At 57.3% G+C, this 23,057-nt stretch carries 20 protein-coding genes and 2 riboswitches; of the genes, 13 read left to right on the top strand and 7 right to left on the bottom strand.

Annotation, left to right across the window (positions count from 1 at the left end):
• Window positions 1–65 precede the first annotated feature (65 nt).
• Window positions 66–878 carry an ABC transporter substrate-binding protein gene (locus ACFSE1_RS05895; protein ID WP_377397787.1) on the bottom strand — a complete coding sequence of 271 codons (813 nt, stop codon included), beginning with the start codon at window positions 876–878 and terminating at the stop codon, window positions 66–68.
• A 349-nt stretch (window positions 879–1,227) separates the two neighbouring features.
• Here ACFSE1_RS05895 and ACFSE1_RS05890 point away from each other — a divergent pair, with 349 nt between their 5' ends.
• Window positions 1,228–3,633 carry an aminotransferase class III-fold pyridoxal phosphate-dependent enzyme gene (locus ACFSE1_RS05890; RefSeq protein WP_377397784.1) on the top strand — a complete coding sequence of 802 codons (2,406 nt, stop codon included), beginning with the start codon at window positions 1,228–1,230 and terminating at the stop codon, window positions 3,631–3,633.
• Window positions 3,634–3,770: 137 nt separating this feature from the next.
• Window positions 3,771–4,745, top strand: coding sequence for an acetylxylan esterase (locus ACFSE1_RS05885; protein WP_377397781.1), 975 nt, complete (start codon window positions 3,771–3,773; stop codon window positions 4,743–4,745).
• A gap of 30 nt (window positions 4,746–4,775) precedes the next feature.
• Here ACFSE1_RS05885 and ACFSE1_RS05880 read toward each other — a convergent pair whose 3' ends face one another.
• The gene (locus ACFSE1_RS05880; RefSeq protein WP_377397778.1) at window positions 4,776–5,252 is read right to left on the bottom strand and encodes an Lrp/AsnC family transcriptional regulator; all 477 of its coding nucleotides are present in this window, start codon (window positions 5,250–5,252) and stop codon (window positions 4,776–4,778) included.
• A gap of 149 nt (window positions 5,253–5,401) precedes the next feature.
• Here ACFSE1_RS05880 and ACFSE1_RS05875 point away from each other — a divergent pair, with 149 nt between their 5' ends.
• The 3 genes from ACFSE1_RS05875 (at window position 5,402) to ACFSE1_RS05865 (ending at window position 8,215) form a co-directional block, all read left to right on the top strand.
• Window positions 5,402–6,421 carry a 1-aminocyclopropane-1-carboxylate deaminase gene (locus ACFSE1_RS05875; protein ID WP_377397775.1) on the top strand — a complete coding sequence of 340 codons (1,020 nt, stop codon included), beginning with the start codon at window positions 5,402–5,404 and terminating at the stop codon, window positions 6,419–6,421.
• Between the two features lie 374 nt (window positions 6,422–6,795).
• On the top strand, window positions 6,796–7,188 hold the full coding sequence (locus ACFSE1_RS05870) for a diacylglycerol kinase (RefSeq protein ID WP_377397772.1): 393 nt from the start codon (window positions 6,796–6,798) through the stop codon (window positions 7,186–7,188).
• Window positions 7,189–7,276: 88 nt separating this feature from the next.
• A riboswitch (cobalamin riboswitch) is annotated at window positions 7,277–7,488 on the top strand.
• Window positions 7,489–7,534: 46 nt separating this feature from the next.
• The gene (locus tag ACFSE1_RS05865; protein WP_377397769.1) at window positions 7,535–8,215 is read left to right on the top strand and encodes an energy-coupling factor ABC transporter permease; all 681 of its coding nucleotides are present in this window, start codon (window positions 7,535–7,537) and stop codon (window positions 8,213–8,215) included.
• 5 nt (window positions 8,216–8,220) lie between these two features.
• Here the strand turns inward: ACFSE1_RS05865 and ACFSE1_RS05860 are convergent, their stop codons facing one another.
• Window positions 8,221–8,646, bottom strand: a complete 426-nt coding sequence (locus ACFSE1_RS05860) for an ArsR/SmtB family transcription factor (protein ID WP_377397766.1) — start codon at window positions 8,644–8,646, stop codon at window positions 8,221–8,223.
• Window positions 8,643–9,275, bottom strand: coding sequence for a peroxiredoxin (locus ACFSE1_RS05855; protein ID WP_377397763.1), 633 nt, complete (start codon window positions 9,273–9,275; stop codon window positions 8,643–8,645). Before ACFSE1_RS05855 ends, ACFSE1_RS05860 begins: the two co-directional genes overlap by 4 nt.
• A 115-nt stretch (window positions 9,276–9,390) precedes the next feature.
• Between ACFSE1_RS05855 and ACFSE1_RS05850 the strand changes: the two genes are divergently transcribed.
• From ACFSE1_RS05850 to ACFSE1_RS05815, 8 genes are all read left to right on the top strand, one after another.
• Window positions 9,391–10,317 (top strand): MBL fold metallo-hydrolase, encoded by a 927-nt coding sequence (locus ACFSE1_RS05850; protein ID WP_377397760.1) that lies wholly within the window; start codon window positions 9,391–9,393, stop codon window positions 10,315–10,317.
• Window positions 10,318–10,329: 12 nt separating this feature from the next.
• Window positions 10,330–10,761 (top strand): YeeE/YedE family protein, encoded by a 432-nt coding sequence (locus ACFSE1_RS05845; protein ID WP_377397757.1) that lies wholly within the window; start codon window positions 10,330–10,332, stop codon window positions 10,759–10,761.
• Window positions 10,758–11,213, top strand: a complete 456-nt coding sequence (locus tag ACFSE1_RS05840; protein ID WP_377397754.1) for a DUF6691 family protein — start codon at window positions 10,758–10,760, stop codon at window positions 11,211–11,213. The genes ACFSE1_RS05845 and ACFSE1_RS05840 overlap by 4 nt, the downstream gene beginning before the upstream one ends.
• Entirely contained in the window at window positions 11,213–12,001 is a 789-nt protein-coding gene (locus tag ACFSE1_RS05835) for a sulfite exporter TauE/SafE family protein (protein ID WP_377397884.1), read from the top strand. Before ACFSE1_RS05840 ends, ACFSE1_RS05835 begins: the two co-directional genes overlap by 1 nt.
• A 221-nt stretch (window positions 12,002–12,222) precedes the next feature.
• Window positions 12,223–13,230: an ABC transporter substrate-binding protein gene (locus ACFSE1_RS05830; RefSeq protein WP_377397881.1), complete on the top strand. Its 1,008-nt coding sequence runs from the start codon at window positions 12,223–12,225 to the stop codon at window positions 13,228–13,230.
• A gap of 168 nt (window positions 13,231–13,398) precedes the next feature.
• Complete coding sequence (locus ACFSE1_RS05825) at window positions 13,399–14,226, top strand: ABC transporter permease (protein WP_377397751.1); 828 nt, start codon at window positions 13,399–13,401, stop codon at window positions 14,224–14,226.
• Window positions 14,227–14,231: 5 nt separating this feature from the next.
• Window positions 14,232–15,020, top strand: coding sequence for an ABC transporter permease (locus tag ACFSE1_RS05820; RefSeq protein ID WP_377397748.1), 789 nt, complete (start codon window positions 14,232–14,234; stop codon window positions 15,018–15,020).
• Between the two features lie 7 nt (window positions 15,021–15,027).
• Window positions 15,028–16,089, top strand: a complete 1,062-nt coding sequence (locus tag ACFSE1_RS05815) for an ABC transporter ATP-binding protein (RefSeq protein WP_377397745.1) — start codon at window positions 15,028–15,030, stop codon at window positions 16,087–16,089.
• Here ACFSE1_RS05815 and ACFSE1_RS05810 read toward each other — a convergent pair whose 3' ends face one another.
• The 3 genes from ACFSE1_RS05810 to ACFSE1_RS05800 form a co-directional block, all read right to left on the bottom strand.
• Window positions 16,090–17,949 (bottom strand): adenine deaminase, encoded by a 1,860-nt coding sequence (locus ACFSE1_RS05810; RefSeq protein WP_377397742.1) that lies wholly within the window; start codon window positions 17,947–17,949, stop codon window positions 16,090–16,092.
• A gap of 121 nt (window positions 17,950–18,070) precedes the next feature.
• Window positions 18,071–21,538 carry an ATP-binding protein gene (locus ACFSE1_RS05805; protein WP_377397739.1) on the bottom strand — a complete coding sequence of 1,156 codons (3,468 nt, stop codon included), beginning with the start codon at window positions 21,536–21,538 and terminating at the stop codon, window positions 18,071–18,073.
• The gene (locus ACFSE1_RS05800; protein ID WP_377397736.1) at window positions 21,538–22,806 is read right to left on the bottom strand and encodes a metallophosphoesterase family protein; all 1,269 of its coding nucleotides are present in this window, start codon (window positions 22,804–22,806) and stop codon (window positions 21,538–21,540) included. The genes ACFSE1_RS05805 and ACFSE1_RS05800 overlap by 1 nt, the downstream gene beginning before the upstream one ends.
• A 132-nt stretch (window positions 22,807–22,938) precedes the next feature.
• Window positions 22,939–23,041, top strand: a riboswitch (TPP riboswitch).
• The last annotated feature ends 16 nt before the right edge of the window (window positions 23,042–23,057 follow it).

Here is a 23,057-nt window from a genome sequence, read left to right as displayed (position 1 = left end):
GGCTATGCCCCTTCAGTCAAGGACCGGCCAGACTGCCGCTTGGCAATCCGGCCGGTCGGGAGGAATCAAGGGAATGCGAGGGCCTGGAACGACCATTTTTCAAGGATTGCCTGATAGGTGCCGTCCTTGCGCATGTTCTCAAGCGCCTTCTCTATCGCAGCAAGCATTTCAGGGTCGTTCTTGCGGACTGCGATTCCGGTTGCGAGCTTATTGATCGTATCACCCGCCAGCTTCACGGAATTGGGCATCTTCGAGTTATAGTAAGCGGCTTGGTCAGGCGTAGAAATGTAAGCCTCAACCAGACCTGACATGAGTTGCTGGAACGCCTCGGTGCTTGTTTGGAGAATGATCACATTCACCGGCGGCTTGCCCTGCTTTTTCAATTCCTCATTGGCTTCGGCAAGCATTCCTTCACCGGTTGTGCCGATGCCAACCGCGACCTTTCGCCCGCTCAAATCGGCGAGAGATGCGGCCTTGATGTCGCTTTCGCTCCGCAAAACGATGGCAGTGCCGGTTTTTGCGTAGTTCACGAAGTCAACCACTTGTCGTCGTTCAGGCTTGTCGTAAAGCCCGGAAATGATGGCATCACACTGGCTGGCTTGAAGAGCCGGAATAAGTCCATCAAAGCTGATATTCTTGTGCTCGTTGACCACGCCGAGCTGCTTGGCAATCGCTGCGGAAATATCGATGTCAAAACCAACGGGCTTCTGAGATACCGGATCAATCGATTCCCATGGCGGGAATGCCATTTCCGTACAAAATTGCAGCTTCTTGGCTGCGGCTACTCTTTCCGGAACCTTTATGCTCTCAGAAAGCGCCGGTACGGAGCTCAATGCAAGGGCACAGATAGTGTGCGCTAGGATCATACTAGTCTTCATTGTTCCCTCTTTTTGTTAGCGCCCTTTGAAGCGCATTATTATAATTATGTAATGCAACACGGTCGGCGCGGCCTCAACATCATCTTATTCAGAAGGACATTTCGTGATTTGCCGAAGTAAGACGAAGACGGTCGAGATCGACCGAAGGAGATTGTCCCTAAAGTTCGATAATGGCCGGGTCCAAGGCTGGAAAGTTTGTCTTTCTTCGAAGTGAACTGCGTCATTTTATAATGTGCAGAAACAATAGGGCATGAGAGAACGCCAAGGCTTGGTTTGGGTGGGGTATTCCGTCCGGCAGCATCAGTTGCGATGCTTTGCGCGGGCTTGGCGGTACAAGAGGTATTGATCGATGATGTTCGAGGGTGACGGTATGGAGGCACTGCTTGGCACTCTTCACGCGCCTGATCTGCCCTTGGAGTTGCTCGAAGCGCATGTTGGCGCTTCCTATGGCCTTTCAGGAAAATGGCGGCGACTGGGTGGCGAAAGGGAGCAGAATTTCCGTCTGGTCACCCATGATGGTACGCAGTTTGTCGTGAAGGTCGCTTCGCGTGACGAGCCGCTCGAGAGCCTCCTTTTCCAGACTGCCGCACTTGAGCATATTGAGCGTGTCGATCCCGCCCTGTCTGTGCCCCGCTTGCGACGCACTCTGGCAGGCGAAGCAATGTCGACTGTGATAGATGCAGAAGGCCTTGCATATCCGCTTCGCGTGGTCAGCTTTATCTCCGGCAACATACTTTTCGATGAAATTCGTGCCGCTGGACGGACGCTTGACGCAGAGCAACTGATGCAGCTTGGCGCTACCAATGGTCGCTTGGCGCGTGCTCTACAGGGTTTTCGCGGTGAGGGTGCACCTCGCAACATGCCTTGGGATTTGGCCAACGGCCTGCTGTTTGCCGATAACCTTCAGCCGCATATGCCGGATGTGCTGGCTTCAACCTTGCAAAATCTGATGCCGGGCCTTCGAGAGGTGATTGCGGAGAAGCTGCCGAGATTGCGTGGACAGGTCATCTATCACGACTTCCACGAATCCAATGTGCTCGTGCGATTTGATCCGGCGTTCGCAATCGACGGCGTTATCGACTTCGGCGATATGATCTTTGGTCCGGTTGTTCAGGATCTGGCGGTGTGTGTGGCGTCCCTGATCCACTGGACGCCTGATCCGGTATTTGCAGCAACCTGTCTTGTCCGTGGCTATCAGCGGTACATGCCCTTGGAAAAGGCAGATCTTGAGGTGCTGAGGCAGCTCGTTCTTGCGCGGCTTCTGCTGCAAGTGGGGCTGGTTTCCTACCGTGCATCCGTCGAGGAGGAGCCGGATACCGATCTTGCAGATCTTCAAGCGCTCTACATCAAGGCAATCCAGCGTCTCGCACTGGTTTCTGATGCGGACTTCGTTGCTGCCATGGTGCCTTCCGTCGTTCCGGTGTCTGCTGCAGAGGTTGCAGGGGCTCCGGCCCCAACGCCCGCTCTTTTGCAGCGGCGGGAAGCTGTTCTCGGCAAGACCTACACCTTCTATAACGAGCCCCTGGAGCTTGTGCGTGGCAAGGGTTCGAAGGTCTATGACGCTGCGGGACAGGAATATCTGGATTGCTATAATAACGTCGCAAACCTTGGGCATTGCCACCCATATGTGGTGGATGCGCTTGCAAGACAGGCAAGCACGCTCAATACCAACTCTCGTTACATTCATCCGGAAATCGTGCGTCTTGGCGAGCGGCTGAGTGCAACATTGCCATCCTATCTGGATACATGGTTTTTCGTATGTACAGGCTCGGAAGCCAATGACCTTGCTGTGCGGTTGGCGCGTGCCGCCAGCGGCAAGGAAGGTATTGTGATCACGGAAAACAGCTATCACGGCAATACAACGGTCGTGACGCCGCTTTCGCTGATAGACTACGACATCAAGGACAAGCCTGATTGGGCCGAAACCGTGCCGCCGCCGAACCTTTACAGGGGCGTCTATCGGGAAGGCGCCAATGATGCGGGCGAAAAATATGCCGGACACATTTCCGATGCAGCCGGCATCTTAAACGAGCGTGGCCATGGCATGGCGGGCCTGATGATCGATTCGATCTTTGATGCCAATGGCGCGCTCGTTCCGCCGCCAGACTATTTGCCGCTTGCCTATGCTGCGGCAAAGCGTGAAGGCGCCTTGACCATCGCCGACGAAGTGCAGATGGGTTTTGCCCGTTCCGGAACGCATATGTGGGGATTTGAGGCCTTCGGGGTTCAGCCGGATATCGTCACCATGGGCAAGCCAATGGGCAATGGCCATCCGATTGCCGCACTGGTTACCCGCCGGGAGATTGCGGAACGGCTTCAAAAACATACGGGATATTTCAACACCTTTGGCGGCAATACTGTGTCTGCCGTGGTGGGTAATGCGTGCCTTGATGTGTTGCAGGGAGAGGACTTGCAGGGCAATGCTCTGCGCAGCAGCGCATTCTTGATGCCAGGCCTGCATGACTTGATGAAACGGCATGAGCTTGTTGGCCACATTCAGGGACGCGGACTGTTTCTGGGCGTTGAACTGGTCACGAACCGCGACAGCAAGGTGCCTGCGAAACTGGCGGCACGTTGGGTGCGCGAGCGAATGAAGTCCCTCGGCGTGCTGGTGTCGTCAACTGGCCCGCATGGGAACATCATCAAGATTAGGCCGCCGCTTGTCTTTAGCCTGTCCGATGCCTCCAGATGTCTGGCAGCGCTGGAACAGGCCTTGACAGAAGTGCCAGCCGAACTGCGTTTTGCAACGAGTTGAACCATTTAGAGAACGTCCAGCAAAAGTGCGTTAGCGGCTTTGCGTCCGGACTGCGTAAAAACAAAGATATAGAGGATTTCGGGTGACCTGTTCTCACCGGAAACGCTCTAGTATCTTAATCTTGCCGGGGGGATTGAATGCCGTTTCCAGATCTTACACAGCCTGAACTCGGCGTTTACATCAGCAATGTCGAGATGCCGGAAGATTTCGACGCCTTCTGGCAGACCACGATCGCGCAGGCGCGTGAACTGTGGGGAGACGTTCGCATTGTGCCGGAGCCGACAACGCTGAAGGTCATCGAGGTTTTCGATGTTACCTTCCCTGGTTTTGGCGGCCATCCCATTAAAGGATGGCTTATCCTGCCGAAGGAGCGCAAAGGTCGTTTACCGCTGGTCATGCAGTCTATCGGCTATGGCGGCGGCCGAAGCCTGCCGCATGAACAATTGCACTGGGCAGCATCGGGTTTCGCCTATTTCCGGATGGATACGCGCGGTCAGGGCAGTGTGTGGAGCGTTGGTGCGACGGCAGATCCCGAGGGGTCTTTCTCCTCCAGCCCGGGCTTTCTGACCCGTGGCGTTCTGAATAAGAACGACTATAATTATCGACGCGTCTTTACAGATGGCGTGCGCGCCATCGATGCGCTTGTCGCACTGGACTTCATCGATCCTGAGCGGATTGCTCTTTGTGGCGATAGTCAGGGGGGCGCCATTTCGATCGCGGCCGGGGCGCTCGACCCAAGGGTCAAGGCCATCATGCCTGACGTGCCGTTCCTGTGCGATTTTCGTCGCTCCGTGGCGGTCGCCTCCCGTGGCCCCTATCTGGAAATCGTGCGCTTTCTCTCCCAGCACAGAGACAAGAGCCAACCGCTATTCGAGACGCTGCGCTATTTCGATTGTGTCAATTTCGCGCGGCAGTCGCGGGCAAATGCATTGTTCTCAGTCGCACTGATGGATGAGATTTGTCCGCCCTCCGGTGTTTATGGTGCCTACAATGCCTATGCAGGGCCGAAATCGATAGTTGAATACGAGTTCAACAATCATGAAGGCGGACAGAGCTTCCAAGAGCGCCGCCAGATGGCTTGGCTCAGCGATCTCTTTGCCGTGACTTCTTGATGCCCGACCCGCCTCCCTGAAGGCGGGCGTTCAGAACGGCAATCTTGCATTGTCCTTGACGTTCTTCATCACGAAGAACGTCCGTGTTTGTCGCACACCTGGCAGCGCGATGAGCTTGTTGCCGTGCAGCTTGTTGAAATCGGCCATATCGCGCACGCGGATCTTGAGCAGGTAATCGAAGTCGCCTGCAACAAGATTGCAGTCGAGCACCTCCTTCAGTTCAAGGACGGCTCCTTCGAATGCCGCGAAACTTTCCGGTGTCGAACGGTCCAGCACCACGCCCACCATGACAAGAGCGCCAAGCCCGACGGGCATGGGTGCAATTTCGGCCCGGACTCCGGTGATGAAGCCCTCATCAAACAGGCGTTGCGTTCGCCGGTGGCAAGTTGCCGGGCTGACATTCACGCGGGATGCGAGTTCGGCATTCGTCAGGCGCCCATCGGTCTGAAGCGTGCGCAGAATGCGAAGATCAATACGATCGAGAGATGGTTTGGAAGATTCTTCCATTTGGGCGGCCTATGATGAATCGATGACAACATTTTCTCATTATGTTTGAAGTCAGGTGCCATTTCATCTCCCGATTTTGAGAGCACCTTTCAAGACTATTCGGCTAGCTTTTGCGAGTGAATTCATCACGCACAACCTCGGAGGCCGTCATGTCCCTTCTCGCGAAATTCGAACGCTATCCGCTGACCTTTGGCCCAACTCCCATCGAACATCTGCCTCGGCTCAGCCAGGCTCTGGGCGATAAGGTGCAGATCTTCGCAAAACGGGATGATTGCAATTCCGGCCTTGCCATGGGTGGAAACAAGCTGCGCAAGCTTGAATACATTGTGCCTGATGCACTGGCCTCGGGGGCGGACACACTTGTTTCCATTGGGGGCGTTCAATCGAACCACACCCGCATGGTGGCTGCGACAGCGGCAAAGATCGGTATGAAATGCGTTGTTATTCAGGAAAAATGGGTACCACATTACGATGCTGTTTATGACCGCGTCGGCAATATTCTGATGACCCGGCTGATGGGGGCGGATTCGCGTCTTGTGGATGACGGGTTCGACATCGGTATTCGCAAAAGCTGGGAAGATGCCATCCAATCGGTCAAAGATGCTGGTGGCAAACCCTATCCCATCCCCGCTGGCGCATCCGTGCATAAATACGGGGCGCTCGGCTATATCGGCTTCGCCGAGGAGGTCGCGGAGCAGGAGAAGGCGCTCGGCTATACGTTTGACTACATTATCGTTTGCGTTGTCACTGGCTCTACCCAGGCAGGCATGATCGTTGGCTTTGCGGCGCAGAACCGGGCCGATCGTGTCATCGGTATCGATGCATCCGGAACGCCAGAGCAGACGAGGGCGCAGGTTCGTTCAATTGTCGATAAGACCTCCAAACTGGTAGAGCTTGGCCGCAAGGTGCGTGAGGATGAAATCGTCATCAACCCCGATTACGCCTATCCGGCCTATGGTGTTCCGTCGGACGAGACGAATGAGGCTATTCGTCTTGCGGCTCGCACCGAGGCAATGATCACCGACCCCGTCTATGAGGGGAAATCCATGCAGGGCATGATCGACCTGGTTCGCAGAGGCTTTTTCCCCGCCGGATCAAAGGTGCTCTATGCCCACCTTGGTGGTGCGCCAGCCATCAATGGCTACAGCTATTATTATCGGGAAGGTTGAGGCTGTGCGGCACACCCACCGTTGTACGTAAGGCAGAACCGTTGATCGAGCGATCTTGTGGCAATGGCACGCCGAGATGCGAGGAGAGATCGAAGGATCTGTCTCTAGCCTTGGCGAAGAAGTTGCCACAACCCGGTCCACGTAAAGGCAAGGCAGGCGGTTCAAATCTCGCCAGTTGCTCAACCCGCCTTTTTCGGGTTTGTTTCAGATCCTGCGCGCAGAACCATGCGTAAGAGAGGGCACTTTCCTTTGTGCGCTTGCTGGGTCAGGATGCGTACGCGAATACTGGTGAAGATTGTCTCGGCATCGTCAGTTGGAGCACCGCGCTACCCACCCCCTCACTCGAGATCCATTCGAGCTGTGAGTCGAAAAGAATGCACGGTCCTGATCTTCCACCGGAGAAAGTCGATGGCATCCGCCATCTCCTGGCGGCTCAACGCTATTCTTATGGGGGCTTCCGGCGGCTTTGGCGGGAGGCGGCCTTTCGCCATGAGCTTTTGGCATTTGCAGGCGCTCTCGCGCTGTTTCTTGCCATTGGCGCGGGGGCTCTGAAGATCGTGATCCTGACTTGCCTTTTCCTCTTCGTTCTGGCGCTGGAAGCCTTGAACACGGCGGTGGAGGAGCTGGTGGACCGGGTCTCGCCCGAATATTCCCTGACCGGGCGTCACGCGAAGGATTTGGGCTCTTTTGCCGTGTTCTGCGGTTTGCTGATCTGCGGGATATTCGTTCTCTACACGCTGGCCGAGCGCCTTGGCTGGGTAACATAGGCCGATGGGAGAACGGCCCTCTTTCCATGCACTGCGCGCTTTTGTTGTGACTCCACCAAAAGCCGAATTGCCTTTGCCTGTCTTTCCCGCTTAGCTTGGGGGCGATGGTTCCGCCGGGTATTCCCGTCGGATGAAAAGGGAATGTGGTGAGACTGATATACGGTCGATTCCACAACTGCCCCCGCAACTGTAAGCGGAAGTTCGGTTCTTAATGCCACTGGCCAAATTCTTCTTTGAGGCTGGGAAGGCGAGCTGAGCGCTGCCGCAAGTCAGGAGACCTGCCATCGTTCACGGGCTTCGGCTCACTTTCATCATCCAGCCGCGCGGTGGGCGCGGGGAGGTCAACATGCATATCGAACCCGGCGTCGTCGATGGCGCCAAAATCCTATTGAGCTATGCCACAGCCGCGGCTGCTTTCGGCCTTGCGGCAAAACTGGTCCATGTGAGCCTGCGGGAAGAAGGGGGCGTGCTGCCTTTTATCTGCCGGAGCGTGCTGACAACCGGCCTTGTGTTCAGTTTCTTCGAGATCCTTCCCCATCATCCGGTCGGCGTTTCCGAGGTGCATCTCATTCTTGGATCGACACTGTTTCTGATGTTTGGCGCAGGGGCGGCCTCTATCGGCCTTGCTGCAGGATTGCTGATTCAGGGCCTTTTCTTCGCACCTTTCGATTTGCCGCAATACGGCATGAATGTAACAACGCTTCTGGTCCCGCTGTGGGGCATCGCGCTTCTTGCGCGGCGGATCATTCCGGCCAAAACTGCCTATGTGGATGTGAAATACGCCCAGGCTTTTCTTCTCTCGGCCAGCTATCAGGGCGGCATCGTAGTCTGGGTCGCCTTCTGGGCACTTTATGGCCACGGCTTCACCGTGGAGAACTTCGCCGAGATCTCAAGCTTCGGCATAGCCTACATGAGCGTCGTGCTGATCGAACCTGTCATTGATCTGGCGGTATTGGCTGCGGCCAAGGCCTTCTCTCAGTGGACCCGCGGCGCGCTGTTTACACGCAGACTGCATCAGGCGGCCTGATCCGGTCAGGATGAGTTCTGCTCTGATGCATCGATAATGGCCCATTGCGCCATTTCACCGAGTGGGTGAGGTGCTGGGCTTGATGCCGCTTTTGCTTCTCCCTGCTTCGAATGGGAAGTGGGGGGAGGGCAGAATAGCTTCAGCAATGTCTGAAGCACGGCGTCTACCCGTTCATCCGCAATGGAGTAGAAAATCTGGCGCGACTCACGGCGGGTTCGCACAACGCCAGCCTGCCGCAATTCCGCTAACTGCTGGGAGAGGGCTGGCTGCTTGAATGCCAGTTCCTCCTGTATCTCGCCCACAGATCGCTCTTTCTGCGAAATGAAGCACAGCAGCATCAACCGGCTTTGTGTTGAAAAAAGTCGGAGAAACTCGGCAGCTTCGGCCGATTTCTCCAACATTTGCTCAAGTGGCAGAGATGGAGGCGTCATTTTTGTCGCTCCCGATAGTACCAGGTTTCGCCTGTCTTCAACGGGCCAGCCTGGTCAAAGCGTGTTGCAGCGGGCTCCATCAGCGCTTCGCCCGGCTTCCAGCCTTCCGGCGTTAAAGCCTGCTCTCGCTCAGCGGTCTGGAGCGCCTCGACAAGGCGCAGCAGCTCCGCGACGGATCGGCCCACATTCATGGGATACCAGACGATCGCGCGGATAACCCCGACCGGATCGATAACGAAACTGCCGCGCACCGTTCCGCTGCCTCCGGCATTGGCATCCAGCATGCCGTAGGCGCGTGCAATGACCATCGAGGAATCTTCGATCAGGGGGAATCCAATCTTGATGCCAAACTTTTCTTCAATGTCTTTCAGCCATGCGAGATGCGCATAAAGACTATCGACAGAGAGGCCAAGCAAGGCGCAATCCAACCGCGCGAATTCCTGCTCTGCCCTTGCAAATGCGAGGAATTCGCTGGTGCAAACGGACGTGAAGTCCGCCGGATGCGAAAACAGCAAAACCCATTTTCCGCGATAGGACGAGAGCGAAATCGGCCCTTGCGTGGAGCGGGCGGTGAAGGCTGGCGCTGGATCATGCAAGCAAAGCGCGGGCGCTGGTATTCCGTCAGCCACGGTATTCTCTCCCTTGAAGGTCGGCGTCTAAGGCATAGCCCGATTCCGTCGGGCGCACCACTATTGCATATTTACAGTAAGTATGTATATGTTGTTATGAACGGAGGGTGTCGATATGTCAGACCCAGCAGTTTCACATGCAGCAGAAATCATCGAGAGCGCCCTTGCTGGCGCGCAGCCCCGACCAATCGTGAAGTCATTCTTCGATCCGGCGACGTTTACGATCAGTCACGTCGTTCGCGATCCGGATTCGCAAGCCTGCGCCATTATTGACAGTGTCCTTGATTATGATCCGGCAGCAGGCAGAACGACGAATGAATCAGCGCGGGCGCTGATTGATTACGTGAAAAGCGAAAACCTGGAAGTGCAATGGCTGCTGGAGACCCATGCCCATGCCGACCATCTTTCGGCAGCGCCCCTTCTGCAGATGGAGCTCGGCGGGCAGTTGGCCATCGGCAGGGATATCATTCGGGTCCAGCAGGTATTTGGCAAGATTTTCAACGCCGGAACCGAGTTTGAGCGGGATGGCAGCCAGTTTGATCATCTTTTTCAAGACGGCGATCGTTTTGCCATCGGCTCGCTGCAGGCCACAGTCTTGCATGTACCCGGGCACACGCCAGCATGCCTGGCTTATGTAATCGGCGATGCGGTTTTCCCAGGCGATACATTGTTCATGCCGGATTACGGCACGGCGCGGTGCGATTTTCCGGGTGGCGATGCCCGTATGTTGTTTCGCTCCATCCAGCGTCTGATGCAGCTGCCGGGTGAGGCCAGGCTATTCCTTTGCCACGATTACAAGGCGCCGGGTCGTGACGACTATGCATGGGAGACCACAATCGCAGCACAGCGAGCCGGAAACATTCATGTTCATGACGGTGTGTCCGAAGATGAGTTCGTTGCCATGCGCAACGCGCGGGACGCCAAGCTCGATATGCCCAAGCTGATCCTGCCATCCGTCCAGGTCAACATGCGCGGCGGCAAGTTGCCTCCTGCTGAAGATAACGGTGTGCAATACCTGAAAATACCGATCAACGTGATCTGACGAGAACAGCTTATGTCAATGTCATCTTTCCTTTTGCCTTTTGCGGGTGGTCTGCTTATTGGCACATCGGCTGGACTTTATCTGCTGCTGAATGGGCGCATTGCCGGCATTTCTGGCCTTGTTGCCTCCGCGTCCTATCTGGGAAATGCCTCCAGCCGCAGTCTGGCCTGGAGCTTTCTGGGAGGAATCCTGGCTGGCGCCTTTGTCCTTTCGCTTCTTCTCGGCTGGCCTGAGGTGGTGGTTACATCCTCGCTTCCCATACTGATCGTCAGTGGGCTTATCGTCGGTTTCGGCACGCGCCTCGGATCGGGATGCACAAGTGGTCACGGCGTCTGCGGCCTCGCACGCCTGTCTCCCCGTTCTTTGGTTGCCACGGCGATCTTCATGCTGACGGCAATGCTGACGGTCTTCGTGGTTCAACATCTTCTTGGAGGCGTGGTATGAACACTCGACTCATGGCCGCGCTCCTGGCAGGCGCACTTTTCGGGGCAGGCCTTGTCCTGTCGGGGATGAGCAATCCGGCGGTCGTTCTTGCCTTTCTGGATATCACCGGCAACTGGAACCCAGCCTTGGCCTTCGTCATGGGGGGCGCTCTTATTCCCTCAGCAATTGCTTATCGCATCACGGCAAAGCGGCAGGCGCCGCTCTTTGACAAGCAGTTCCATGTTCCGGCAAGTCGCGTCATCGATGCCAAGCTGGCGGGCGGATCGGCCTTGTTTGGCTTGGGTTGGGGGCTTGTGGGGCTTTGTCCCGGTCCCGCCATTGCTGGCTTGATCTTTGGCCGCTGGGAAATCGCCATTTTCGTCGCTGCCATGCTTGCCGGGATGTTCGTCCATCATGTTCTGTTCGAACGTCGTGGATCTGCCGCTCAGGCCCGCGTCAGGGCGTCATCATGATGCATCTGGAGCCGTTGCAATATCTGCTGGGAGCCTTTTCGGGTGGACTTGTCGGCTTCACGCTGGGCATGTTCGGCGGCGGTGGCTCCATATTGGCCGTGCCGTTGATGGTGTATTTCGTCGGCGTACCGAACGCGCACATTGCCATCGGCACGAGCGCCTTCGCTGTCTCTGCAAGTGCGCTGACCAATCTTGTGGGTCATGCGCGCGCGGGGCACGTTAAATGGCGCTGCGCTGGCATATACAGCGTTGCCGGCATCATCGGGGCCTATTTCGGATCGTCTTTCGGCAAGATGGTGGATGGGCAGAAGCTCTTGATGCTGTTTGCTTTGCTCATGCTGCTCGTCGCCAGCCTCATGTTTCGCAAGCGCGGAATGGAAGGTAATCCCGGTGCGCAATGCTCGCGTGAGAATGTCAGCAAGGTCGTGGGGTTCGGTGGCGTGACCGGCCTGTTTTCCGGCTTTTTCGGTATTGGTGGCGGCTTCCTTATCGTGCCCGGTCTGGTCGCTTCCACGGGAATGCCGATCCTGTTCGCCATCGGCTCCTCACTCGTCGCCGTCACGGCCTTCGGCCTTACGACCACTGTGAACTATGCATTTTCGGGGTTCGTGGATTGGCCTCTGGGCCTTCTCTTCGTTGCGGGTGGTGCGTTCGGCGGCTTCGTCGGGTCTTTGAGTGCAAAGCATCTCTCCGCACGTAAGGGCGTACTAAATACGCTTTTCGCCGCCCTCGTTTTTGTCGTGGCAATTTACATGCTCTACCGTGGTTCTCTAAACCTGTTCACATAACAGAGAGGGATTTAAACCATCGCGATTAAATCATGGTGCGTCTCGCCTTTGAGGTGAGGCTGCTCTGGGAATTTCTTGAATTGCTTATGCTGCACTGCATCGACGGCTTGAAATGAGGTGAAAAGTGTCACTATCATTCGTCTGCGGGCTGTGCTCGCACAAAAAATCCCCAGAGAAGGAACGACGAAATGACTTATCGTAACCGCCTGCGCGCCTCTGCAATGGCGTTCGGCTTGGTCTTGGCAGGTGCGTTGAACACATCGGCGCAGGCAAAGACGCTCACCATTTCCTGGTGGGGTTACAATGGTGACAAGCTGAATGCCAATGTCATCGAGCCATTCAAAAAGATCTGCGGTTGCGAAATTGTGTTCGAGACCGGCAATAATGCCGATCGCCTGAACAAGCTCAAGCTTCGTGATGGCAAGGGCGTTGATGTCATCTACCTGACGGACAGTTTCTCGCAGCTCGGAATTGCGCAGGGGCTGTTCCAGAAAGTGGATGCTTCCAAGCTTCCCAATCTGGCCGCGCTTTACGATATCGCCAAAGATCCCCAGGGTGGTTACGGACCTGCCTATACGATTGGTCGGGTGGGCATCGTTTATGACAGTGCGAAGGTGAAGCCGGACATCACGTCGTGGAATGATTTGTGGCGCGAGGATCTGAAAAGCGCCATCACGCTTCCTGGAATCACCACCACGGCTGGTCCGATGGTTGTGATGCAGGCTGGTAAGCATGCCGGTGCGGATGCCTTTGAAGATGCAGACAAGACGTTTGAAGCCGTGGAAGCGCTGAAGCCAAACGTGGCGAAAAACTACAATACCGGCTCTGAAATGGTGAACCTCATTTCCACCGGCGAGGCAAAGGTTGCCATTGCGCAGGATTTCACGCTGGCTTCGCTCAAGAGCGCCGTTCCGACAATGACCTGGGCCAGCCTCTCCGATGGAGACATCGCCACGCTCAACACGGTCAACATTCCAAAGGGCTCGGAAAATGTTGAACTGGCCCACCAGTTCATCAACTTCGTCCTCTCCAAGGACGTTCAGCAGATCCAAGCAGAGCAGGGCGTCGACGCCCCGGTGAACAGCAAGGTTCAGTTGACGCCGGAGCAAGCGAAAATGTGGACCTATGGCGCTGATATGATCGCCAAGCTGAACCGTCTGGATTACGAGAAGCTCAACGAAGCGAAGACCGACTGGATCGATCGCTGGAATGAGATTTTCAGCCAGTAAGTTGTGAGAAAGGCCATCGCTCCGCTATTTGCCGGGCGATGGCCTTGAACAATGCCTCTTTATCCGGCATTGTTCATTTGCTAAGCAGAGCGCTCATATCCGTACAACCTTCTTCCTGCGCCCCATCCGCGTGTCCATTGTCCCCGGAAAGAAAAGCCTCAGATCGGCATGATTAAACGTTTAAGCCCTTGGTTACTGGTGGCGCCTGCCACGCTTCTGGTCCTGCTTTTCCTGATTTTTCCCGTTGGCACCACGCTGCTTGCCACTTTCACGGATTCGAAGGGCTGGCTTGCGCCCTACCTTTCCTTCTTCAACAGCGGCTTCCGGCGTAATGTCCTTTACCGTACGATTGAAGTATCGCTGATCACCACAGTCATTTCCGTCATACTGGGCTTCATCGCGGCCTATGTGGTGGCGCATATGCCGGGGCGCCTTAAAAGCATCATGATCATTGCCGCCGTCTTCCCTTTATTGACGGGGGTCGTCGTGCGATCTTTTGCCTGGCTCATTCTGCTCGGGAAGAATGGGATCCTCAATACCGTTCTCCTGAAGCTTGGGCTCATTACTGAACCGCTTTCCATGCTGTACACGCAAGGCGCGGTGATAGCTGCCATGGTCTATCTCTTTGTGCCGCTGATGATCCTGACTTTGGCGGGCGTTTTGGAAGGCATTCCCAAGGATGTTCTGGAGGCGGCGTCTTCTCTGGGTGCCACACCATTGGCTGTGTTCGGGCAGGTAATTCTGCCTCTGGCCATGCCCGGCATCATCATTGGCGCCGTGCTGGTGTTTACCGGCAGTTTCACATCCTATGCCACGCCTCAGCTTCTGGGCGGCGAGCGGCAAATGATGATGGGCACCTTCCTTTACCAGCGCGCCATGGTCACCTTTGACTGGACCGGCGCATCGACAATCGCGGCGATCATGGTGGTGGTTACCATTGCAATCGTGGTGCTGATGACGCGGATTGCGCGCCGCATGAACCCAATGGCGGCCTGAGCAAGATGCAGACGAAACTTCACCCCGCACTGATTGCCGTTGCCAGCATCATTTTTGTCATCCTCATCGCGCCGCTTTTCATCATTCTCGGCGCGGCCGTCAGCGATACGAGCTATCTGACGTTTCCGCCTCAAGGCTTTACCTTCCGCTGGTTCACCAACATCTTTGACGTCACGGCTTTTCGCACCACTGCTTTGACAAGCCTGCAGATCGCGTTTGGAGGCACTCTTCTTGCGCTCCTGATTGGCATTCCTGCGGCCTATGCCTTGAACCGGTTCCGCATTCGGCTTCCTTCATGGCTTTCCAACGTCTTTGTTCTGCCTATTCTGGTGCCGGAAATCGTTCTTGGCTTTTCGCTGATGAAGTCCGTGACCATCGGTTTGGACTTGCCAATCTTTACCACGCTTCTTCTGGGGCATACTCTGCTGGTGCTGCCCTACGCCGTGCGTGTCGTGGGGGCGAGCCTTGCCTCCTTTGATTTTTCCATCGAGGAAGCAGCCATCAGCCTCGGCTGCCCGCCCTGGAAGACCTTCCTGACGGTTGTTCTGCCCAATATTGGTGCTGGCGTGGTCGCCGCCTTCATTCTCGCTTTCATCACGTCGATCAATGATGTTTCCATCTCGCTGTTCCTCACCGGTCCGGGCGTTTCGACACTGCCGATCCAGATCCTCGCACATATGGAACAGTTCTTCGACCCGACAATCGCCTCCGTCTCCGTCCTCCTCATGATCCTGACCGTTGGTGTGATGGCTATCGTTGAAGCCACGCTCGGCCTTACATTCCTGACAAAGTGAACCGCTCGTGACCGTATCTCTGACACTCGAAAACGTATCCGCCCACTATGGCTCCACCCAGGTGTTGAAAGATTTGTCGCTTTCGGTTCAGGCTGGCGAACTCGTTTCGCTGCTTGGCTCAAGCGGTTGCGGCAAGACCACGACGCTGCGGTTGGTGGCTGGCTTCCTCCAACCAAGCGGCGGATCAATCCGTCTGGGAGAGCGGGATCTGACACGGCTTCCGGCTCACCAGCGCGATATCGGGCTCGTGTTCCAGAACTATGCCTTGTTTCCACACCTCAGCGTGCGAGATAATGTTGCCTTTGGCCTCAAGCAGCGCGGCATCTCCATCGCGGATCGTCAACGCCGCGCGGATGCCATGCTGGACCTGGTCGGCCTCTCCTCGTTTGCCGATCGCATGCCTGCAGCGCTATCCGGCGGGCAGAAGCAACGCGTTGCCCTGGCGCGTGCTCTTGTGATCGAGCCGCCGCTTCTGATGTTTGATGAACCTCTGTCCAACCTCGATGCCAAGCTGCGTGTGGATATGCGGGTGGAAATCCGCCGTCTCCAGCGAGCGAATGGCACCACATCCCTCTACGTGACACACGATCAGGAAGAAGCGTTCTCTATTTCCGATCGCGTGGCCATCATGAATGCCGGGCGGATCATGCAGCTGGACACGCCGGAAGTCCTGTATCAGCGGCCTGCAAACAGCTTTGTCGCGCGCTTCGTCGGGTTTGAAAACCTCATCGCCATGAGGACCGTTTCCCGTGAGGGCGAGAATGTCATTGCTGAAACGGTGGATGGCGCACAGCTTCGGCTTTCACAGGAAAGGCTGGGAGAAATCCCTGATCGTTTCATTCTGGCCGCGCGGCCAGATGGACTGGCGGTCGCAAGGGAAGGTGAGGGCATGCCGTTGACGCTTGGCATCCGCACGTATCTGGGGCGCGCTTACCAGTATCAATGCACCACAGCCTCCGGCACCTATCTGGCCAATGGATCGCTGGCTGAGCCACTGGAGCCGGGCGCACAAGCCGTGCTCACGCCTGTTGCTGAGCAGTGCTGCATTCTTCCGGCAGAAGCAGCCTGATCAGAACACGACTGGCTGAACTTCGCCGGTCTGCACGTTGACCAGGCCTTGCGGTGCATACTCGCTGGGTGCCACAAGCACCCAGCGCCAGGGCGCGCAAGTGAGTGTCGCAAAGGCGAGGCGTTCCGGAAAGCCGGGGAACCAGCGCGGGCTGAACGTCGGCTCGTACATCCAGTCGATCTTTTCCCCTTCGGCGTAGAGCGCCTGCATTTCCTCATGCAGCAATTCCGGCGGCCGGCATGTCATCAGGCCTGCAACCTCGTAGCGAACCGTTGCAACCACATCGCCTTCGCGTACAAGCGCCCAACCACCATCATTCCGGGCTATCGCATTGACAGCTTTCGCCATCGCCGCATCGGAAGAACCCACACACCAGATATTGTGTTTGTCATGTGCCATGGAGCAGGCGAGCGCGGTATCCGGGGTTCTGGGTCCGCAGCCCACCCAGAACATTCTTGACACTGCCCCTTTGCCAGAGAAGCGATCGATGACAGAAAATTTGGTGATGTTACGGCTCTCATCGCGCTGAACCTTGCCGTCTTCGACCGGCAGTTCGTAGGTCAGGAAATGGTCATCCCAGTGAAAGGGTCGTAGCACCGCAGCCTGCATGGTGCTTCGACCGGCCTCGGCATGAATGGCGAAGTCTTCGGCTGTCAAAGCGCGGCCAATATTAATGGTCTTTGTAGCCCATTCCGGCCAATCGATCTTCGGGACATCCAGTAGGTAACGCTTTCCCTCCGAAACCTGCTGGCCATCCGCCCAGACCTTGGCGATGTCGAAGCGCTGAACATCCGACAAGAGAACGATATCGGCGTAGCGACCGGGCGCGATGGATCCAACCCATGGCGTAAGGCGCATGTGCCGCGCAGGATTGATCGTCGCGCATTGAATGGCGATTTCCGGTGCAAGTCCGGACTCAATGGCAAGCCGCACATTATAATCGGTCGCCCCCATTTTCAGCGTATCGGATGCGCTGCGATCATCTGTGGTGAAGGCAATCTGGGACCAATCCTGCAGCCCCCTGTCAAGCAGGCCGCGAATGACGTCCGGCAGACTGTGCGGGCGAAGCTCCATGAACAGACCGTGGGTCAGCTTGTCCCAGAGCTCCTCGAAGGTCCAGGCTTCGTGGTCCGATGCAAGGCCCGCGGCGGCAAAAGCATTGATCGTGGGGAGGTCGCGAATACCCGCTGCATGCCCTTCAACCACGCCGCGCTGTTCGAAAGTGGCGCGGATCATGCCCCAAAGGCGCTCATAGGAAGGGTTTTCCCGGTTCCAGACGGCGGGCCAATCCATGACTTCATCGAGACCTGCCACCATCAGGCTCTGTCTCATGAAGGCTTTCTGCTCGTCATAGCCAAGATAGCCGCCGCCATGTTCATAGCCCGTTGGCGGAACGGCAGAGCCGGGCAGGGGGAAGATCTTCAGTGGCGATCCTGCTTCACGGGCTTTCAGCCAGAATTCGAGCGTCCTTGCGCCGTTGACGTTTGAGAATTCGTGGCTCGCCTCGCATGTCCAGGTATTGCCGCGCGGGAGAACCAGAGCGGCTTCATATTCCGGTGTGAGATGCGAGCTTTCGATGTGCTTGTGCACTTCGCCGAGGCCTGGAATGGCCGAAAGGTCCGGCTCGTGGATCCGCCGCGCAACCTCGCCTGAATAGCTTCCCGCTGGACCCACATAGGCAATGCGGCGACCTTTGATGATGATTTCCTGATCCAGCGCCCATGTTCGCGTTGCGACATCCAGCAGTCTGCCAACCCTCAGCGCCACATCCGCAGAACGTTTGCCGAGTGCCACAAGCGTCAGCTCCTGACGGATTGCCACTTCCGTTGCTGCATCGGGATTGATATCGGGTGAGGTCATGGCAGCCGCTCCTTACGAAGGTGCGCAAAAACTGAAAATGCAGATATATCAGTGCACATAGCGGCAAACAGGTGGCGCTGCAATGTCAGTTTCAGCTTTTGACCCAAGCACTTGCCGACGTTCAGATCTGGTGGATCCGAACGCCCGGAACGGTGGCCCTGGCAATGTCGCAGAGATGGCGATGATGGGTGAGATAGATCACTTGTCCCAGGCGGGAAATATTGCCGAGAAGCCGGAAAACTTCCTCTGAACGCGGCTCGTCGAAGCTTTCCATAATGTCATCCGCGACGAAGGGAACTGACGGGCGTACTGCTGCAAACTCCTCATAGCCGGCGAGCCTGAGGGCCAGATAGAGCTGGTAGCGGGTTCCGGTCGACATGACGTCGGACAGCTTTGAACCACCTTCCTTCGTCACGCCAATCAGGATTTCCTTGTCGCGATCGGGAAGTGTGCTCAGGCCGCTATATTCGCCACGCGTCATCTGACTGAATGCGGCCGAAGCGCGTGTCATCATCGAACTGCGATGCTTGTCGCGATAGATGGAAAGCGCATTTTCTGCGGCCAGCGTCCCGGCGCGAAGCTTGAGGTAGTGAAGAGCAAGCTCCTCAAGTTCAACGATAATCGTGGAACGCTTGGCTTCCAGACGCGCCACGGCATCGTCGCCGCCAACCGCATCGATCTGGTCTTGTGCTTTTGTTAAGTCCGCGAAGAGGACCCGGCTTCGTTGAGCGAGGTTCTCAATCCGCTCAGCAAGCTGTTCGCTCTCGGTTCTTGCGGCATCAACATCCAGGGCGGCCAGAAGCGACGTGGCGCTGGCAAGATCGCTAGCGGAAAGTTCGGAGATGAGCTGCGCTTCGAATTCTGCCTTCCGTTTCTCCAGCCGATCCCGCTCCGCAACATCTTCCAGTTTTTTGCTGATATCGTCGAGCGTGGCAACGCCAAAGAACTCGGCAAACTTCTGCTGCTGCGCTGCGTGGCCAGCCATTCGAAGTTCGAGTGCCTGCCATTCTCCCTTCAGGCTCGCGACTTCCTCCAGCTTGGCGTTTCTCATCTCTTCGGCTTTTTCCATGTCGAGCTTCGCCCGTATCAGCCGTTCTGCCAAGGCAGGCGCTGAGAGGCCCGTTTCATCCCAGCCCAGATCCGAGGCTGTTTTCTCGACAGTCTGCCGGAAGGATGTGATGTTTTGCTCCATCAATGTCACGCGATGGCTCAGCTGATCCTTCTGCGCAAGAATGGCGGGCAGTTCACTCAGCGTATCGAGTATGGCGCGTACGGAGGCTGCATCGGTCTCCTCGGCAAACCAGGTCTGGGACAGCGCTGCCTGCCATTGCGCCTGCCAGCCGGCCTGCGCCTGTGTTGCTGCATCAGCATCCCGCTCGCGCTCACGCAGATCCCGCCCGAGTTCCTCCAGCCGCCTTTGAAGATGGTCACGCTCGGCAAGCTTGCGCTTGGCATGGTCCAGCCATTCCAGAACCGCAACGAGCTTTTCAGCCTGCTGCATATCGCCGTCCAGGTCGATGGCAAAACGGCGAACCAGATGATCCAGCTCGTCCGTTTCCTTCTGCAGCTCCGTCTGCAGGGCTGCTAGGTGTTCTTCAGCCTCTCTAAGCTGCTTGAGCGCTTGTAGATGACGCTCACGCCCCTGCTGCCATCTCTCGCAAAGACTTAGCAGCGAGAAGGCGTCCGCTAGGTGGTCCGCTTCGAAAGGAAGTGCCGCGCGGATGGCGTCCAGTAGCTCGCCACGCTTTTCGGTCAGCTCGTGAACGGCTGCGTCTGCCTGTTCCAGTTTGGCTCCTGCGGCTGAGCTTTCCTGTCGAAGTCTTCGCAGTTCCGCCACTTCTCCGGAGCGGGAAAGGCGGATTTCCGACACCTGATCGTCAGCGCGCATGGCCTCTTCAAAGGAAAGGGCCGTTTTGCGATCCAGCATCTCCAGATGTTGCTTCCATGCTTCATCCCGCTGGCGGCGAAGGGTTGCGGCTGTTTCATCATCGAAGCTGTCGGACAGGCCTTGTTGAGCGGTGAGCCGCGCCTGAGTTTGCGCCAGGGAAGCCTTTGCCTCCTGCACGGCTTCCCGCGCGCGCAGCAACTGACGATCAAGCTCCGTTGCCTGCATTCGCCAGTTATCGATACGTCGCCCATCCGGTACGACGAGAGCTTGCAATTCCTCTTCGCCGCCTTCCCAGGGCAGAAGAGCCAGGCCGCTCTGCTCGACATCCTTGCGCAAGCGCGCCAATCCCCGCGCCTCCATGGAAACGAGGGCCGATTTGTCACTTCTGTGCAAACGGTCCAGAGCTGCCTGCAGTCGGGCAAGGTCCGGCGTTGCCGGATGATCTTCGGTCAGTGCGTCGAGCTTGCGGCGAAGGTCGGCGGCCGCCTCGCGGCTTCGTTCAAGCTCACGGCTGGCGGAGGTGATCGCAGCCGTGATCCCCGACCGCGTCTCGATCAGATCACGCAGTTTTCCGGTCAGCGCGGCGGGAAGGATGAGTCGATGGGGATCCTCTTCCTGCGAGCGCCCAAGGGCTTTTAAGTGCTGCCCCAGCAGGGTTTCACTTTCCCGCAACTCCAGACGGCGGCGTGGCAGGTCGCTCTCCATGCCGATGATCACGCCCCGCTCTTCCGCGATGCTGCCAATTGCCGTGGCAGCCGCACGCACCTTGTCATCGATCTGGATGTCGTCCAGTTCCCGCTCCAGCCGGGCAATCGTGCTGCCCATGGTGGCCTTCAAAGTGTGGAGGCGGGTTTCGTCACGGATCATGTCTGGCAGCAGAGCCTGCCACTCACGCGGCGGCTTCGGCAGGCTTTCATAGGCCTGAAGCTCACGAGCGAGACGCTGCACTTCCAGCGATAGCGGGTAGGCCCGAAGCCTGGCTTGAAGCTCAGCCTGCCGGCTTCTGGCGCTCCCCAGTTCCGCCAGCACATCATCATACTGCTTCTGTGCCTGTTCTCTGGTGGCGAGAAGCGAGGCATAGGCTGTAGCGTAGGTGTCGATCTGGTCGCGCTCCTTGCGCACGTCGGCAAGCTTCTGCTTCAACTCGGCCAGTTGGGTCGATCTTGCCCGCTTCTTGTGGAAGAGCTGCGTCTCCTCGTTCACCCGGTTCAGCACCGCGCTCAACTCCGCAAGGCCCGCGCTGGCCGAAAACAGCAGCTCGCCCAGGTCGCCGCGGCTTTCCACGATGGAGCGGCCGCCCTCTTGAAGCGAATGTTCATCGAGCGAAAACATGGCGCGATAGGATTCGCGGGTCAGCCCGCCCAGCGCCGAGGTGAGGAGCGCTTCCGGGAGGGGCTGCCCTGCCGGGTCGAGCAGTGAATTGCTCCGCTTCTTGACGCGGGTGAATTCCTGCTCGCGGCCGTCTATCTCCAGCCGTCCGCCAATCTGCATGGTGCTGTAGGCGTGCAGAAAGTCGTAAGGAGACTTGTCATGAATGCCGAACAGCAGGTCGAGATAGGCTGAGAATGCGGTGGACTTACCTGCCTCGTTCAAGCCATAGACGATATGCAGGTCAGGTGTCTCTGGCTGGCGTTCTCCGAAATCGAGAATGCGGTCGGTGAATTTGCCATAGCGAGTGAGGTCAAGGCGGCGCAGGCGCATCAGTCGTTCTCGCTCCGGGCTTCGGCCATTCGGGCGATCAGCTCTTCTCCACCCTCTGCAATCAGGTTTTCGAGGAATGTCTCGAATTCGGCATCGTCCTTGCCCGTTATCTGCCGTGCCTCTGGCGGCAGATCGTCCATCAGCGACTGAACCATTTCGCGTACCTGCTCGCGATAGCCAGCCGACGAGATCACCTGCTCGCGCATGATCTGGTTCAACTCCAGAATAGGGTCGCTACCGCTTGCTGGCTGGTCCGTGCTCGGTGAATGAATGTCCAGTTCGATCTTCTCAATCCAGGTCTTGCCGGTTCGTTCAGCCCTCTGCTCGGCTTCCGTGCGCAGCAAATCGAGGTCGCGCCGGATCGTCCAGGCAAGCGGGGTCGAGCCTTTCAGCCTGAGGCGAGCAACCAGATGGTCTGATCGGGTTGCCAAGCGCAGGTCCTGCAGGCTCCGTTCAATACGCTCGACAACCTCACGCCAGTCTGTCGAACCCGACAGGTCGACGCTGGCACGCTCGAACTGCGCGATGCTGGTCAGGCGTTCTTCCACCGTAACGCTGCCATCGTCATGAACCGTCACAAGGCTGATGCTCTTCTCGCCAGCCTCGTTGATATCGCGCCCTTGAGGCATTCCCGGCATGATGACCTTGCGCTGGCCCGCGTGCTCAGTGCGCTGGTGAATGTGCCCGAGCGCCCAGTAGTGAAATTCGGCGGCATGAAGATCGGCAGCCGAGCATGGCGCATACTGATCGTGGCCGGGGGCGCCCGCCAGGCTCGTATGCATGATGCCGATGTTGACGGCGCCCGGCACTGCTGGCTTGTATTTGGGCAGAAGGCTTTCTGGCGCATGCGGCTTTGCGAAACTCAACCCATGAATCGCGATCGTCTGCGCGAGATGCTTGAACTCGACGGCCTCTGCCCGCCCGGTGAACACCTTCACCGAGGGCGGCAGCACAAGCTCCTGTGTAATGCGCGAAAGCGCATCGTGATTGCCGCGAATCTTGAAGACCTTGATATTGGGCTCATGCAGACGCTGCATTTGCGTCGCCAGAAAACGCGCCGTCTTCATCGATGTCTGGTCGCCGTCATAAAGATCGCCAGCGATGATGAGTGCATCGACTCGCTCTTCCAGGCACAGATCCACAATGCGGATCAGCGCCTGGCGCGTGGCATCGCCAATCAATGCGGCAAGCTCGGGGTTTCGCAGCGAGAGCGAGCGAAGCGGCGAATCGAGATGTAAATCTGCGGTGTGAACGAACCTGAAGGCCATGTCCTGATCTAGTCGGCTTCGACGCTGGGTTCAATGTCATTCTATCTGACTGCACAACCTGCAGTCATTCGTATCCCTGAAGGCGAAACCTACCGTGTGCGTTGACATGTCGGCCTGCTTGCCGTTAGGTGCAGCTATTCCGAGGGGAGCACCAGACGGTGCTGAGATGGCGGTGAGCCGGACCCTTGAACCTGATCCGGGTCATACCGGCGTAGGAACGGAAAATCGCCATGCCAGCGCTGCTTCGCTTC

The sequence above is a fragment of the Affinirhizobium helianthi genome (assembly GCF_042680945.1).
GTDB lineage: Bacteria > Pseudomonadota > Alphaproteobacteria > Rhizobiales > Rhizobiaceae > Neorhizobium > Neorhizobium helianthi.
The sequence above is the reverse complement of the archived record's forward strand: the minus strand, read 5'-3'. Positions and strand labels throughout refer to the sequence as shown.